This is a genomic window from Paenarthrobacter aromaticivorans (genome assembly GCF_019038615.1).
GTDB classification, from domain to species: domain Bacteria; phylum Actinomycetota; class Actinomycetes; order Actinomycetales; family Micrococcaceae; genus Arthrobacter; species Arthrobacter aromaticivorans.
The window spans coordinates 328292-341875 of the sequence record NZ_JAHOPC010000002.1 but is presented as its reverse complement, the minus strand read 5'-3'; the positions used below and the strand labels follow the sequence as shown (position 1 = coordinate 341875).

Annotated in this window: 14 protein-coding genes; 8 read left to right on the top strand and 6 right to left on the bottom strand. The window is 60.0% G+C overall.

From position 1 onward, the window contains the following. Positions 1–84: 84 nt before the first annotated feature. From KSW38_RS05140 to KSW38_RS05115, 6 genes are read right to left on the bottom strand one after another with little or no spacing between them, the layout of a single operon-like run. Positions 85–1368, bottom strand: coding sequence for an MFS transporter (locus tag KSW38_RS05140; protein WP_216923456.1), 1284 nt, complete (start codon positions 1366–1368; stop codon positions 85–87). Continuing rightward, complete coding sequence (locus KSW38_RS05135; RefSeq protein WP_216923454.1) at positions 1338–2330, bottom strand: Gfo/Idh/MocA family protein; 993 nt, start codon at positions 2328–2330, stop codon at positions 1338–1340. The genes KSW38_RS05140 and KSW38_RS05135 overlap by 31 nt, the downstream gene beginning before the upstream one ends. Then, a complete protein-coding gene (locus KSW38_RS05130) occupies positions 2330–3229 on the bottom strand; it encodes a sugar phosphate isomerase/epimerase family protein (protein ID WP_216923452.1) in 900 nt (299 codons plus the stop codon). The genes KSW38_RS05135 and KSW38_RS05130 overlap by 1 nt, the downstream gene beginning before the upstream one ends. A gap of 3 nt (positions 3230–3232) precedes the next feature. Beyond that, on the bottom strand, positions 3233–3799 hold the full coding sequence (locus KSW38_RS05125; RefSeq protein WP_216923450.1) for a VOC family protein: 567 nt from the start codon (positions 3797–3799) through the stop codon (positions 3233–3235). Continuing rightward, positions 3796–4791 carry a LacI family DNA-binding transcriptional regulator gene (locus KSW38_RS05120; protein ID WP_216923448.1) on the bottom strand — a complete coding sequence of 332 codons (996 nt, stop codon included), beginning with the start codon at positions 4789–4791 and terminating at the stop codon, positions 3796–3798. Before KSW38_RS05120 ends, KSW38_RS05125 begins: the two co-directional genes overlap by 4 nt. After that, positions 4784–5770 (bottom strand): Gfo/Idh/MocA family protein, encoded by a 987-nt coding sequence (locus tag KSW38_RS05115; protein ID WP_216923439.1) that lies wholly within the window; start codon positions 5768–5770, stop codon positions 4784–4786. The genes KSW38_RS05120 and KSW38_RS05115 overlap by 8 nt, the downstream gene beginning before the upstream one ends. Positions 5771–5912: 142 nt before the next feature. Here KSW38_RS05115 and KSW38_RS05110 point away from each other — a divergent pair, with 142 nt between their 5' ends. The 8 genes from KSW38_RS05110 (at position 5913) to KSW38_RS05075 (ending at position 13344) form a co-directional block, all read left to right on the top strand. Continuing rightward, positions 5913–6560 (top strand): bifunctional 4-hydroxy-2-oxoglutarate aldolase/2-dehydro-3-deoxy-phosphogluconate aldolase, encoded by a 648-nt coding sequence (locus KSW38_RS05110; protein ID WP_216923437.1) that lies wholly within the window; start codon positions 5913–5915, stop codon positions 6558–6560. Beyond that, a complete protein-coding gene (locus KSW38_RS05105; protein ID WP_216923436.1) occupies positions 6560–7102 on the top strand; it encodes a P-loop nucleotide/nucleoside kinase family protein in 543 nt (180 codons plus the stop codon). The genes KSW38_RS05110 and KSW38_RS05105 overlap by 1 nt, the downstream gene beginning before the upstream one ends. Before the next feature lie 309 nt (positions 7103–7411). Then, on the top strand, positions 7412–8830 hold the full coding sequence (locus tag KSW38_RS05100) for an MFS transporter (RefSeq protein ID WP_216923434.1): 1419 nt from the start codon (positions 7412–7414) through the stop codon (positions 8828–8830). A gap of 114 nt (positions 8831–8944) precedes the next feature. Next, a complete protein-coding gene (locus KSW38_RS05095) occupies positions 8945–9757 on the top strand; it encodes a sugar phosphate isomerase/epimerase family protein (RefSeq protein ID WP_254186153.1) in 813 nt (270 codons plus the stop codon). A 79-nt stretch (positions 9758–9836) separates the two neighbouring features. Continuing rightward, a complete protein-coding gene (locus KSW38_RS05090) occupies positions 9837–10625 on the top strand; it encodes an SDR family NAD(P)-dependent oxidoreductase (protein ID WP_216923430.1) in 789 nt (262 codons plus the stop codon). A 1104-nt stretch (positions 10626–11729) separates the two neighbouring features. Further along, a complete protein-coding gene (locus KSW38_RS05085; protein ID WP_216923428.1) occupies positions 11730–12131 on the top strand; it encodes a winged helix-turn-helix transcriptional regulator in 402 nt (133 codons plus the stop codon). Positions 12132–12377: 246 nt separating this feature from the next. Continuing rightward, entirely contained in the window at positions 12378–12566 is a 189-nt protein-coding gene (locus tag KSW38_RS05080; RefSeq protein ID WP_216923426.1) for a hypothetical protein, read from the top strand. 364 nt (positions 12567–12930) lie between these two features. Beyond that, on the top strand, positions 12931–13344 hold the full coding sequence (locus tag KSW38_RS05075; protein WP_216923424.1) for a tautomerase family protein: 414 nt from the start codon (positions 12931–12933) through the stop codon (positions 13342–13344). The last annotated feature ends 240 nt before the right edge of the window (positions 13345–13584 follow it).

Genomic DNA, 13584 nt, shown 5'->3' with positions numbered 1-13584 from the left:
TCTCTCCTTTGAGTGCATTCAATAAGCCAATGCGATCGGATTGATGGACCATCGGCATATCTTGGTGTCGTAAAGAAAGGGGTGTTAGAGACCCTTTACTTTTGTTTTCGGAGCGGGCTTTGGAACCGGCAATTGATCTTCCAGCATGCGTGGCCTATTGACCATAATTGCCCCTGCCACAAGCACTACGAGCCAGGCACCGAGCATGCCGAACGAGGGCAGCCAGCCGTCCCTTGGACGGTGCAGGAGCGCGAAAAGGAATGGGCCTGCGCTTGCGAGTGCGTAGCCGGCTCCTTGGGCGAACGCGGATAAACTTCCTGAGCCGGATTGCGTGCGTGTTCGCTTATTGATAATGGTGAACGCAAAGGAATATGCGCCTTGGCCTAGTCCCGCCAAGACAACCCAAACCGCTGCAGTGGCTGGCGGAGCGAAGATGATGCCCCCGTACCCCATGGCAAAGGCGACGACAAACAGGATCGCCATAGGTAGGGGGCGGGGCATTCTTACGACAACCAGGGGCACAGTCAGGGCGACCGGCAACGCGAGGATCGAATAGAGGGCCAGCATGGAGCCAGCAGCTTCCTGTCCCATTCCCCTGTCGACGAGAACAACAGGAAGCCAAGCGAGCGCCGCAAAAGTATTGCTGGAGCAACCAGCAAAGATCAAGGCAGTGCCCCAGCCGATCGATGATCTCCAGGGTTTGACCAAGTTCGCAGGGGTCGACGGCCTATCGTTGGCTAGTGAGGTCCCGGAGTGGGCAACGGTCCGGTTGGCTAAACGAAGAAGAATCAGCCAAGGGATCGCGGCAAGCGTACTGAGGACAGCCCAAATTCCTGTGGAGAACCGCCACCCATGAAGATTTCCCAAAGGAATGGCAAATTGGGCGGCCACGGCCGTGCTGACACCTAGGAGCGTGACATGGAGCGCTGCGAGAATCCCGATTCTGTCGGGAAAGTACTTCATCAACACAGGCGGAGCCACGACATTGACCAGGCCAATCCCGAGCATGGCGATGCAGGTGAACACCAGGAATGCCAACACATTCCATCCCGCTGCGCGGCCGACCTGACCACATGTTGTCAGCAGGATGGCAATCAGTAGAAGGTGTTCGAGCTGGATACGCCGCAGGAGCGGCAACGCAAAGAAACCCATCACTGCGAAGGCGGCCGTCGGCAGCATCCCAAGGATCCCTGTGCTTACCGCGTCGAAGGGAAGGTCGGCGCTTATTTGGCCAAGGAGCGGGGACACTGCCGACACCGCTTCTCTGGCGCTGAAAGCCACCAGCAGGATGCCTGCAAGCGCAGTGAGACGCCCCCGGAATGGCCGTCTCTCTGCTGTTAGCTTGCGTTGACTGCGTGGCTGGCCCATTCCCGCCCGGCTTGTTCTTCTGTCGGTAAACCGGCGGCTGCGAGAATCTGGTCCAGCAGGCGCTGGGTGTGAACAGCTTCGCGGCCCGAGGTAAGCGGCTGTGCCCTGTCAGCGACCCGGTCCAGGAAGTGGTGAACGGCGGCAGAGAACCCGAGGGTGTCTGTCGCAGTGGCCCAGCCGTACGCTTCGGCGCTCAGCTCCCGCGATGTCGTGATGCCGTTGATGGTGGTGGACACCGCTTCAGGTGCCCTGACTTCGACGGATTTGCCGTCACCATAGGCGTCCAGCTTCTCGTTCCATGCCCCCGCTGTACGGGCGGCCATCAGGACGCCGGTGTTGCCGGTGCTGAAGCGGATGGTCGCTGCGACGCCGTCTTCTTCCCAGGGGTCGTCACCTGCGGCGTGGGCGGCGACCTGTTCTGGTTCGCCTCCGCAGTACCAGCGAAGGAGATCGACCATGTGAATTGCATTCTCGAATGTCGCCCGGTATTCGGATCCTGGGCGGTTCTTTTGAGCAACGCAGAAGGTAGCACCCTTGTCGCCAAAAGCTTCCCGACCGGCCGTGTAGACGGGCGCATAACGGCGGTTGAAGTCAACCATCAGTATCCGTCCCCGCTCGTCGGCGAGATCTGCCAGGCGTTCTGCTTCACCGGTCGCTGGAGCCAGTGGCTTCTCGCAGAACACGTCCACGTCGCGGCTGAGGCAGAGCTGGACGGCATGGGCATGCTCGGATCGTGGCGTCAGCACGAAGACGGCATCCAGCTCCTGCGCAGCAAGCATGTCCTCCACCGATTTGTAGGCGGCGTTGAAGCCCCAGCGTCGGACCAGGCTGCTCGGATCTTCGCGCCGGGACACCAGAGCGGCCAATTCCACGTCGTCGCGTTGTACGAGGGTGGGCAGTTGGGCGATGGTGGCAATGTTACCGGCGCCGATGACGCCGACACGGAGGCGGTTGTTGTTCATCAGGCGTTCCTTACTTCAGCAAGATCGGTGAGCATTGAGCGCAGAACGGATACGGATTCCCTGAATCCGTCCTCGGGCGCGGGGAGGTCTTGAGGGTGCCAACGGTATTCGAGCTCGATGCTCAGCACATCGTCATAGCCGTGCTGCAGCAACGCAGCCAGGATCTGGGACCACGGAACGACGCCGCTTCCGACGACGCGTGAACGGACTGCCCGCTCTGAGGCGTTGACCCTGGCTGTTTCTGTGGCGCGGAAGGCCGCGTTGGGATCTGTGAAGACAAGATCCTTCACGTGGACGTGACCGATAAGGTCGCCTTGGACGGCGAAGGCCTGTTCGTAGGTTTCATCGTGCGTGAATGTCAGGTTCGCCTGATCATAGAGGACGCGAACGGCCGGATGGGCTATTTCCCGGACAAGGGCAGCGGTGTCCGCTGCGGTCTGGGTCATGGTGCCGAAGTGGTTTTCCACGCATAGGCGAACACCGGCCTGGCCTGCTTCGGGTGCAAGGGTCTCCAACGCCCTACGCAGTTGTCCCCACCGCGCATCGTGGTCGTTGTCCCCGGGGTGCCACGAGCCAGCATAGACACGGACCCGGTCAGCGCCAAGCACGTGTGCGGTTTCTATGGCGCCACGGAATTCATCGACAGCTGTGCGCCATTCCGCGTCGTCCAGCGAATTGATGGCGGTCGTGTAAGGCGTCAGACCTACGATGGGAAGCCCAGCATTTTCAGCCGCTTTCAGTGCCTCCATCGCGGCACGACGGTCACCTAAAGGCAATCCGGATTTGTAGTCATTCTGGTAGATGACTTCGGCGGCATCGAGCCCTGCGGCTCGGAATAGATCAATTGCTTGGGGAACCGTGTGGTCCGGGGTGCCTAGTGTGTGACCGGCTAGCCGCATTGTTTATGTCCTTTCTGGAATGTTTGGAGGTGCTGTCCAGTCCGCAGGACCGACCAGCCGGGGTGGGGCTGTGACGCGGGATCGATCCACGATTTCCATCAGCAATCCCCAAGGGGTGATGAAGTAGGTCCAGCGGTTGCCGGCTACTCGGGGGCTGTCGCCGGCGACTTCCTTGCGCTCACCGAGCACACGTACCCCGGGTGTTTCCTGCAGCACTGCGATCGCTTCATCTACGTCGTCCACGACGAAGCACAAGTGGTGGCCACCGGCGTCGCAGTGCCGCGGTGGCGTTTCGCGCCGTTCGGCGCTGCTCCATTCGAAAAGTTCGATGTTGAGGTTTGGTGGCAGGCGCAGCATCGCGAGTGTGAGCTTGGCATCTGCAGGGACTTCGAAGTTTGTGGGCATGAATTCTTCGTCGGGCCCGCGTTCGGAGCGATATAACTCTTCGGCTCCTAGGACGTCGACGAAGAAGCGGATGCCTTCTTCGAGGTTTGGAACCGTCAACCCGACGTGGTCTGTGTGCTGGAGTCCCGGCAGACGCCGGAGCCTCTGCTCCTGTACCCCGCTCATTTGCGCGGCCCCGAGGTGGAAGCCCGGACCAAAAGCTCAGGCTCGAGGACGATATGATCCACCGATCCGTCCAGATTCTGTTTTTCAGCCAGTTCGATGGCAATGTGCCCCATGTCAGCGATCGGCTGGCGGACCGTTGTCAGGGCAGGGTTGAACCGGGAACCAAGAGCCAGACCGTCGAATCCGACCACCGAGACGTCTTCCGGCACCCGCACGCCGCGGCTACCAAGCGCCGAGATCACGGCAAAAGCCACCATGTCGTTGGCCGCGATGATAGCCGTTGGCGGATTGTCCATGTCCAGGAAATGCTCGGCCCCGCGGGTGCCCGCATCAAGATCAGACCCGCTGTCCAGCACTATAGGTGTGCTACCGCTCTGGGCCGTGAGTTCCAAGTAGGCGTCCATCCGATCCTGAGCAGTGTGCGTGCCCGCGATGCCGGATACGTAACCGATCTGGGTGTGCCCCAGACCATGCAGGTGCTCCAGTGCAAGCATGATGCCTCGGCGGCTGTCAACCGTGACGGTGGGCACGGAGGTGTCGCCCTCCACGCGGTCGATCACCACAACCTTGTGGCCGAAGGCGAAGCGCTTCAGCGCCTCGGTATCTACCTTTGTCGACGGAGCAACGATCCCGAACGGGGCGTACATGGCCTGCATGGCCGTGAAATATCCATCGGTTTTGGCCGGATCCCCGTTGGTGACGCAAAGCATCAATTGGTAGCCGCGCTCGTCTGCTGCCTGTGTCATCGTTTTGGCAAGTTCCGCGAAGAAGGGGTTGGTGATATCGGGCACGATCAGCGGAATGATGGTGCTGGTCTTCCGGCGCAGCGCCTGTGCGAGCGGGCTCATCGTGTAGCCGAGCCCCTCGGCGACCCGGAGGATGTGCTCGCGTGTTTCGCTCTTCACCGCCTCTGGGCGTGAGAAGGCCCGGGAGACCGTCGACCGATGGACACCGGCGGCTTTTGCGACGACGTCGATACTCAAGTCAGGCATGTTCTCTTCCTCCGTGCTGGTCGTCATAGGCCTGCCAAATGGGGCGCATGACATCTTCGAGTTGGGCCAGCGTTGGCAGGCCCCGGAATCCATCTTCCAGTGTCCGGGCGACGCTGCGCACAAAAGGATCGTAGAGAGGGTCGCTGTCCACGTTGATCTTGTCGACGTCCGTGGTTCCGTCCAGGGCCGTGAAAGTAGCTGTGCCATCGGAATCAACGGTGGCGAATCCAGTGTCACCGACCGAGGTAAAGCTGCAATACCGCTTCAGCGGCGAACCAGGGAATGCGTAGCCCACCTCCACAATCGCTTCGCGTCCTTCCGGCGTGGTGATGATCAGGCTGGCATGGTCCTCGATAGCTTGGCCGTGAAGAACCGATGAGAGTCGGGAATCCACCTGCGCTGCAGACTCCTCGCACCCTCTGAGGAACAGGTCAACAAAATGCGGGCCCAGGTTCGCGAGGCAGCCTCCCCCGGCCTTGACCGGGTCCAGCATCCACGGATTGGCATTGTCGAGATACCGGCCCGGAGGGCCAGCAATGAATGAGGCTCGCTGGTAGGTGGGCCTGCCGGCCTTGGCCAACCACTTCTCTGTGGGTCCGCCGCGCTGGACGAGGGGCACAGTGGCCGGTACACCAGCTGCTTCGGCAGCTTGGCGCACGGTGGAAAGCTCGCCAAGCGAAGTGCCCAATGGCTTTTCCACCACGAATGGAATGCCCCGCTCGATCAGGGCCATGCACTTTTCTGCCATTCCCTCGTGGGGACCAAACACATATGCAAGCCCGACGTCGGGCAAATCCACCAGTTTCCGCCAGTCAGCTTCAACCGGCGCTCCCCAGCCGTCGGCCAGTCTCTTTACCTGCACACGGGAGACATCATCGTCGCCTACTGCGATGACTTCGTGCTCTTCGGCCATGGCCTGTGCGCAGAGCGGAACATGCCAATGGGAAGCGCCGAGAATGATTGTTCGTACATGAGTCAACCGCGATACCTCCTTGTATGAGATCGGTTGCTGAGATCGGTTGCAATAACACTATGGATGGTGGGAGAGTTTGTCAACGAAACATCAACAGAGCCGGGGTTGGCTCAAGAGAATGACGTCACCCGGCCAGAGAGAGGCCACCATGTATAAGAAACTTCGCACCCTGCAGACCATCGATGAGTCCGGGGCCGTCCTCATCGTTCGACTTGAGAGCGCCGAAATCGCCGAAAAGGTCGCGGAGGCTGCCATCGAGGGAGGCTTCCGGGCACTGGAAATCACCCTTTCGATTCCCGGCGCCGTAGACGTGATCCGCCGCCTGGCAGCAAAGCACGGACCAAGCGGCGTGGCCGTCGGGGCGGGGACTGTGCTCGATGAACACTCCGCGTACGAGTGCATTCGCGCCGGCGCCGAGTTCCTGGTCAGCCCCCAGCTGAATCCCGCGATGATCCGCACAGCAAACCGATACCAGGTACCAACAATCAGCGGAGCGTACACGCCGACGGAATTCGTCGAGTCCGCCGAGGCAGGCGCTGACATCCTCAAGCTCTTCCCCACCGAAGCCGGCGGGGTGGCCTATGCGAAAGCAGTTCTGGCGCCACTGGCACATCTGCCCATCATGCCTGCAGGTGGTGTAACGCTGGAAAATGTGGGCGAATGGTTCGCCGCAGGTGTGGCAGGGGTCGGCGTGGGCAGCTACGTGACAAAGGCATGGCAGCCGGACGGCGACTTTACCCGCGTCACCGAAGCAGCCCGGTCTTTCCTCGCTGCAGTAGCAGAGGCCCGCCGATAATGTCCCCGGAAGTCTTCATCGTCATTGGACCCGCCGGCTCAGGAAAAACGACGATTGCCCAACAAACGGCTGAGAAGCATAAGGCGACATACCTTGACAAGGACCGGGTGAGCGGCCGCTTTGTCGAGTTCGCACTGACTGCCACGGGGCATGACCCAACCGACCGCGAGTCCAACGACTACTATCGCGCCAACCTGCTGCCCCTTGAGTACGAGACTCTCATGGATGTGGCAGGAGTAAACCTTCGCCTCGGCCGCTCCGTAGTCCTCGATGCCCCCTTCGGGGCCTATTTTGGCGATCCGAACTATCTGACCCAGGCGGCAACCGACTTCGACTGGCCCTCCCCCGAGATCACAGTGATACGGGTCCGGGTGCCGCAGGACGTTCTGCGTTCGCGGCTCACCCGTCGTGGCCTTGAGCGCGACCAGTGGAAACTTACACACTGGGATGACTACTGGGCCACTTATGGCAGCCTCGAATGCGCCTGGTCCGGAGTGCAGTTTCAGGACCTCAATAACGAGGCTCCCCTCCCCGCCGATTGATGCGGCCGCAGGTGGGGTATCAGTGGCATTGGCTTGGATGATGCGCAGGGAATGGGCATTGACAAGCATCACATGCCATCCCTATCGTTGAATGCAACCGATCTCAGCAACCGATCTCATTCCGGGACCTGGAGGTCTTTGGAAGATCTTCCGCTTTAAAGCAAGCAGCACCCCCTGCGCCGCACCGACCGCCGCTCTCGGCATCCGGTATCCGGCCGGACCCATTTGCAGGCGGCCCGGCCCCGCACACCAAGTGCCCAGAACAAGCACTACAACCACAGCACCAAACGTGAAAACATGGAGAGTTCAATGAAGACCTCAAAAGAGGCCGTCGGGAGTCCCGACACTTCGGGGCGTCCCGAAACGCCTAAGCATCCTCGCCGCACCCTGAACATGGTGGCAGGCACGATCGGCCACTTCGTTGAGTGGTACGACTGGTACATTTACGGGCTGCTCGCGGCAGTATTCTCGTCGCAGATATTCCCAAGCGATTCCCCATTCGCCTCCCTGATCGCCGCACTCCTCACTTACGCCGTCGGGTTCGTTGTACGCCCACTAAGCGGAATCATCATCTCTCCTTTGGCCGACCGCTTTGGCCGCCGGGTCATTCTTACGCTGTCCATCTCCGGGATGGCCCTCGGCTCGCTCCTCATCGGCCTCACCCCTTCGTTTGCGACCATCGGCTACGCAGCGCCGGTTCTGTTTCTGGTTGCACGCATCCTCCAAGGCATCTCGGCCGGCAGTGAGGGACAGAGCGCCATCGCATTCATGGTCGAACACGCTCCTGCGAACCGGAGGGGTCTGTTCGGCTCCTTCACCAACATGGCGAGCGGCCTCGCGACCCTCGCCGCGACCGGCGCCGCAGCAATGGTGACATCATCATTCTCGACCGCCGACCTCGCCGCCTGGGGTTGGCGCATCCCATTCGTCGTGGGAGGCTTCCTCGGCATCGTCGGCCTAATCCTGAGGGCGCGGGCAGAAGAAACCCCCGAGTTTGAGGCCGAGGCCCTCGTCGATCAGAAGTCCGCTGCAGCCCGCCTGATGGACCTGCTTCGCGAACACCCGAAGGCCCTGCTTCAGGCAGCAGCCCTCTCGGCGCCGGCTGTGGCCTACTACACCTGGGCGACGTTCCTTCCCACTTACGCCAAGCTGACCTCCGGGCGGGACCTGGCCTCCACCCTGGCCGGGAGCGTCATCGGGCTCGCCTTGCTCGTGATCATCGTGCCTGTTTGCGGCGCGCTCTCTGATCGACTCGGCCGACGCAAAATCTTCCCGATCATCGGCGCCATCGGCATGATCGTTCTCTTCTACCCCTTGCTCCTGCTCCTCAACCAGCCGGGCTTCTGGGTATACGTCCTGGTATCGGCGTCCGGGTGGGTAGTTCTCGGTATCTGGCAGTCGGTGTATCCAACCATCCAGGCCGAACTGTTTCCGGCATCCGTCCGTGTATCGGGCATCGGCTTCGCGCACCAGATCGTGATTGCCGTCTTCGGTGGCACTGCGCCGCTGATCGCCGCCGCATTCGTTGGTGCCGGGCAGCCGATGCTCGTCGCGGTCTACATGATCGTCGTCGTTGCACTCTGCCTCGTCGCCTACTTCACGCTGCCGGAGACCGGCAACCGCGGCGACCGTTCCACCGTGGCACTCGCTGACCCCGAGGTACTCGAAGGCAAGCAGCTGGTTTCGGGCACGACGTCGATGGTCGACGTATCCACGCACTCCAAATAGACGGTCGGCGGAGTTGTGGCGGCTCGGCCGCAGCGCAAAATTCATAGTGCGTTATGAAGGGAAGCCTTCTTCAACATGGCGCGGAACTGAGAGGACTTATACGACGTGAACAGCATGATTATAAATACCTTTTCATATCTTTGGTCAGCGAAGGCAATCGATGCGATAGCCGAACTTGTCGACAACGGGTACAAAACGTTCGAAGTTCCAGTCAGCTCTCCGCACTGCTGGCCGGACGAACTACCAGAGTCCGAGCGCACGGCAATCAAAGCAAGACTGAACCAATACGGTGCCAAAATCAGATCCTTGAACGCTGGCGGATATGACATTAACCTGGCCAGCCCCGGCGCCAACATGCGCCGCAAAAGCATTGACCACATCAAGTCAGTGATTGAGCTGGCTGCCGACTGGGGCGTACCCGAGGTTGTCATATCACCCGGCACGCGCCGCCCGATGATTTCACCCTCACTTGAAAACACCTACGGATGGATGTACGAGAGCCTGGAAAGTCTCATCCCACTGGCCAAGCAGGGTGGCACACGACTGCTCTTTGAAAACACGCCGTATTGCTTCACCCCCACCATCCAAGACCTGGCAGGTGTCGTCAGCACAATTAACGACCCGTCAGTCAAGATCGTCTACGACGTGGCGAATGCCGCCTACATCGAAGAGGATCCCGTGGCCAGTCTTCGTGAGCACCACGAATCCATAGGACTCGTGCATATTTCCGATACCGGCACGGATACTTGGGGTCACGACCCTATCGGCACAGGCGTCATCGACTGGGACGGGCTGGGCAGCGTCGTCAGGGACACCTGCGGAGTCAACAACGTCGTACTTGAGATCATCCGTGAGCAGAACCCCGTACACGAATTTGCGAAGGCGATGCAGGACCTCAAGAACCACGGATGGGAACTGGAGAGTTAGCTCCGCCGGACATCCAGCTCTACAAATTGTTGGTAGTGAATTTTCAATGCGAATCAACCCTAAAGAGGAGTTTGTGCAAATGAGGGCTTTGGTCAGTGGCGGAAGCAGCGGTATCGGCGCAGCGGCATCCCTGAGACTCGCGGAGGCGGCTCTTGCACGTGGGGTGCACCCGATGATTGCCGTATGCGGACACGAACCGAACAGCAGCCAAGAGCAGGTTGTTGGTTCAATCCAGGCAATCGGAGGCACTGCCATCGCCTTGGCAGGTGATCTCGGGGATCCGGATGTGCCAAGCCAGCTGGTCGGAGCTGCTGTAGCAGAATTCGGTGGCCTGGACGCGTTGGTAGCCAACGCCGGAATCGCCAACCCCGGAGCCATATGCGACCTGTCCATTGAGGACTGGGACGGAATGTTCTCCGTGAACCTCCGCGGCCCATGGCTTCTTGCCAAAGCGAGTTACCCGCACTTGAAGGACAGCCATGGCGCCGCCTGTTTCACCTCCTCCATGTCCGGCCAACAACCCCATGCGGGATCAGGTGCGTATAGCCCAAGCAAAGCTGCGTTGACGATGTTAGCGCAGACTCTGGCATTGGAGTGGGCGCCCGACGGCATCCGCGTCAACGTCGTGTCCCCCGGCATGACTCACACGCGGATGACCGAAAAGATGTATGAAGATCCCAAAATCAAGAAGGCAAGGGAGGATATTATCCCGCTGGCAAGAATTGGGGATCCTATGGACATCGCAAACGTGATCGAATTTCTTGTTAGCCCTTTGTCGGGCTACGTCACCGGGCAAGATATCTGTGTCGATGGCGGCTTCTCAAAGTCCATCCTGAGCCATATCCCCGGACGACCCAGCTCGAAGTAGCAGTCCCGATGTTTCGTCATGGACTCGCTGCGCGATACCAGCGGGTCCATGGCATTTGGACATCCGATTGGATCCGGGACCACACGGGGTACGAGATGAGGAACCGAAACCCATAGTGCCCAGTGTGGTGACCTGTACGGCCTCGCGAGGCACCACCGCTCGCGCGGCGAGCGGTGGAGGGCTGCAGAGGTTCTCATGATGGGCACTTGAAGTTTCATTTCGCAATACACGAGGAGGCCCCTTGTATATGGGAAAAAGCGTTCTGGACGGCACCGAATGGACGGCAACACAATTTGCAGGTGTTACTCCGGAAGAACAGAGAGCAACCGCCAAGAATTGGCATGCCTGTCCTGTGACGGACACGCTGTGTTCCGATCGGGACTGAAGCGTCAGTCCTCGTTTGCTGCCCGACACAGGCAGGAGTGACGATTGGTTTCGAGGCCGTGGAACGCCTTCACATTCCTTGCAGAAACTGGAAGCCGCACTGGGCGGGCTGGCACGCATGCCCCCAAAGATTTGAGCAAACATTCATCGACAGCTGCATCTATCCAGCTGTCTGAGATGAGGAACTCGCGATCCGCAACGTCTGAATGGTTTCGGATCGGCTCCAACTGGAGCCCCCTATTGCGCTGCGTCGTGGCCGATCGGGCACCGTGCATACTCTGGATGCAGCGACCAAACCACCAGCTTGAAGGAACATCGGTTATCGGTGTTGAAACGACGGGAGTAGAAGTAGCTGCGACAACTCCCGTTCCGTGACCTATCCGACGTGTCCTCAGGTCAGCCCTGCTTTGCTACAGATGCGGGTATCCCTGCAGGACAGCGGGCGCGGAAGCGCATCCTTCGTGCGCAAGGGACCTTGCGAATCTGGGCCTTGAGGAACCTGGCTGCAGATGAGCGGAGAGCCGGACTCGGTGCGGCGCCGCCCGGCCGCTGGTCCGAGATTTTGATTGAGGCTCATCCTGAGGCAGAACCTCACTCCCGACAGAATTCGGGCCCTTCAGGTATGATGACTATCAAATCAGGAGTTAGTTAGTTAGATCAGTGATTGAGTCGACCCCGGAAGGCGGTGGGACAATGCGCAGCCGAAGCAGCTTTGACGGAATGAAATGCAACGTCGCCCATGCTCTCGATGCCATCGGTGACGAATGGAGCGTGCTGATCATCCGGGACGCCGTCTTCAGGGATAAGAGCCGCTACGACGAATTCCTTGAAAGTCTTTCCATCTCGCCTACGGTCCTGTCTAAGAGGCTGGCCACTCTGGTGGACTCGGGCATTTTCGAGCGCTCCCTTTACAACGAAAAGCCGCCGCGGTTCGAGTACAAGCTGACCTCCGCCGGCAAGGAGCTCGAGGTGCTGATCAAGGTTTTGGATAACTGGGGATACGAACACGCCCCCAGGCCCGAGGCCGCTGACCCCATCGCGGTCTCAGGCTATGCCCGGAGCGTCATTTCCCGGTGGTTCAGCGAGCCTGTAGCCGCAGTATCAGGCGCCTCCCGCCGGTAGCCGGCGCACCGCACCCGAACAGCATCTGCGGTTGGACATTGCAGAACGAAAAAACAGGCACAGGAGAGCGTAAACGACTCGTCGAGCGGCGGAACCCGCCATCGGCACAGCCTGCCGACAATGAGCTACCTCGCTGCCTGTAGACAATTACCGGCAGAGAGCTGGCGCCTCTGCCCATGCGCGAACAGCTGAAGATGACACTGGTCGAGGCGGCAGCGGGCAAGGTCGGCTTCACTTGCTACTCCTATGAATCCCACCCCCATCGGCGCCGTTCACAGCAGTCCGGTCTGCACCTTGCTGGACTCGTCCTTCGGCTGTGCAGACCACATCACAATGCCGGGCTACACCTCCGTCTGGTTCAAGGTACTAACGCGCCCCGTGGGTGTGGGCAGTGGCGTGCTGGCATGTGCCGACATCCAAGCCGGGAAGCGGTGACCTCCGCTCAGAGCATCGGGAGCGATGCCGGCGGAAAACTCGTTGCCCCTGCGCCGCCCCCCTTGGTCTTCCACTCCGCTAAGCACCAAAAGCCAACCTACGGGATGGTGAACCCGAACCGTTGACAGCCGCGCTGCCACGGAATACTATTGCATGCATCACCAGTGACTACTGAAAATGTAGTGACCATTCGAGCTTCTACCGAGATGCAGCCACGGCTATCTGTTTAGTGTCGCCCGAGCGTTCCCAATCACGATATTCGGCGGCAGTGGCGCCCTCAAGGCCATGTTCCCGTCAATTGTAAATTGGCCAGACGTTCCACCGTCGAAGCTATTCAAGCTGCACAACTACAAAGGAAAACTTTATGCCCATATTCCACGCATATATTCCCGCTCAAAAATTCTCAAGCGAGGAGAAGCGAGCTCTCGCCGATGCCTTGAATCTTGCACTTCACGAAGCGATGGAAACGCCCATGGATGATCGCTTTGTTATCATCAGCGAGCATCGCGAGGATGAGCTCTTCATCCACCCGACGTTCCCGGCCCAAGAAAGATCCGACCGGAGCCTGATCGTGACCGTAACCTTCGGCGACAGTAGGACGACCGAGCAGAAGCGCAGGCTCGCCGAGTTAGTCACGCGCTATTCAGTGGAACGGGTCGGTGTCAACCAAGACGATATAACTTTGCTTATGTATGCCATTCCGCTGGAGAACATGAGCTTCGGCGGCGGTAGCCTGGTTTCTGATATCGACCTTTCGATGCCTTGGGTGGATAAGTAGAAAAGTTCGCGGATATAGCGGCAAGGGCGTCGTTAATCTGGTGCAGGCCGGCGGGATACGTCGGCGGCTCCGCCGCCGACGTATCGCCAGGGCCTGCGAGGGCTTCTGCCGCGCAGCAACGCGCTATCGAGGATGTTGTCGCTCGGTGGCGTGTGGGGCGCCGTTGCCACCGCGCCGCGCCTCCCGCGGTCTTCCACTCCGCTAGCTACCAAGTACCAACCTGCGGGATGTGCAACCATT

What these genes read in the sequence shown, in the direction of transcription:
- KSW38_RS05120 (WP_216923448.1), bottom strand. Translation starts at nt 4,791, where the DNA reads ATGCCTGACTTGAGTATCGACGTCGTCGCAAAAGCCGCCGGTGTCCAT.
- KSW38_RS05095 (WP_254186153.1), top strand. Translation starts at nt 8,945, where the DNA reads ATGATTATAAATACCTTTTCATATCTTTGGTCAGCGAAGGCAATCGAT.
- KSW38_RS05105 (WP_216923436.1), top strand. Translation starts at nt 6,560, where the DNA reads ATGTCCCCGGAAGTCTTCATCGTCATTGGACCCGCCGGCTCAGGAAAA.
- KSW38_RS05080 (WP_216923426.1), top strand. Translation starts at nt 12,378, where the DNA reads ATGAATCCCACCCCCATCGGCGCCGTTCACAGCAGTCCGGTCTGCACC.
- KSW38_RS05100 (WP_216923434.1), top strand. Translation starts at nt 7,412, where the DNA reads ATGAAGACCTCAAAAGAGGCCGTCGGGAGTCCCGACACTTCGGGGCGT.
- KSW38_RS05085 (WP_216923428.1), top strand. Translation starts at nt 11,730, where the DNA reads ATGAAATGCAACGTCGCCCATGCTCTCGATGCCATCGGTGACGAATGG.
- KSW38_RS05075 (WP_216923424.1), top strand. Translation starts at nt 12,931, where the DNA reads ATGCCCATATTCCACGCATATATTCCCGCTCAAAAATTCTCAAGCGAG.
- KSW38_RS05130 (WP_216923452.1), bottom strand. Translation starts at nt 3,229, where the DNA reads ATGCGGCTAGCCGGTCACACACTAGGCACCCCGGACCACACGGTTCCC.
- KSW38_RS05125 (WP_216923450.1), bottom strand. Translation starts at nt 3,799, where the DNA reads ATGAGCGGGGTACAGGAGCAGAGGCTCCGGCGTCTGCCGGGACTCCAG.
- KSW38_RS05090 (WP_216923430.1), top strand. Translation starts at nt 9,837, where the DNA reads ATGAGGGCTTTGGTCAGTGGCGGAAGCAGCGGTATCGGCGCAGCGGCA.
- KSW38_RS05135 (WP_216923454.1), bottom strand. Translation starts at nt 2,330, where the DNA reads ATGAACAACAACCGCCTCCGTGTCGGCGTCATCGGCGCCGGTAACATT.
- KSW38_RS05140 (WP_216923456.1), bottom strand. Translation starts at nt 1,368, where the DNA reads ATGGGCCAGCCACGCAGTCAACGCAAGCTAACAGCAGAGAGACGGCCA.
- KSW38_RS05110 (WP_216923437.1), top strand. Translation starts at nt 5,913, where the DNA reads ATGTATAAGAAACTTCGCACCCTGCAGACCATCGATGAGTCCGGGGCC.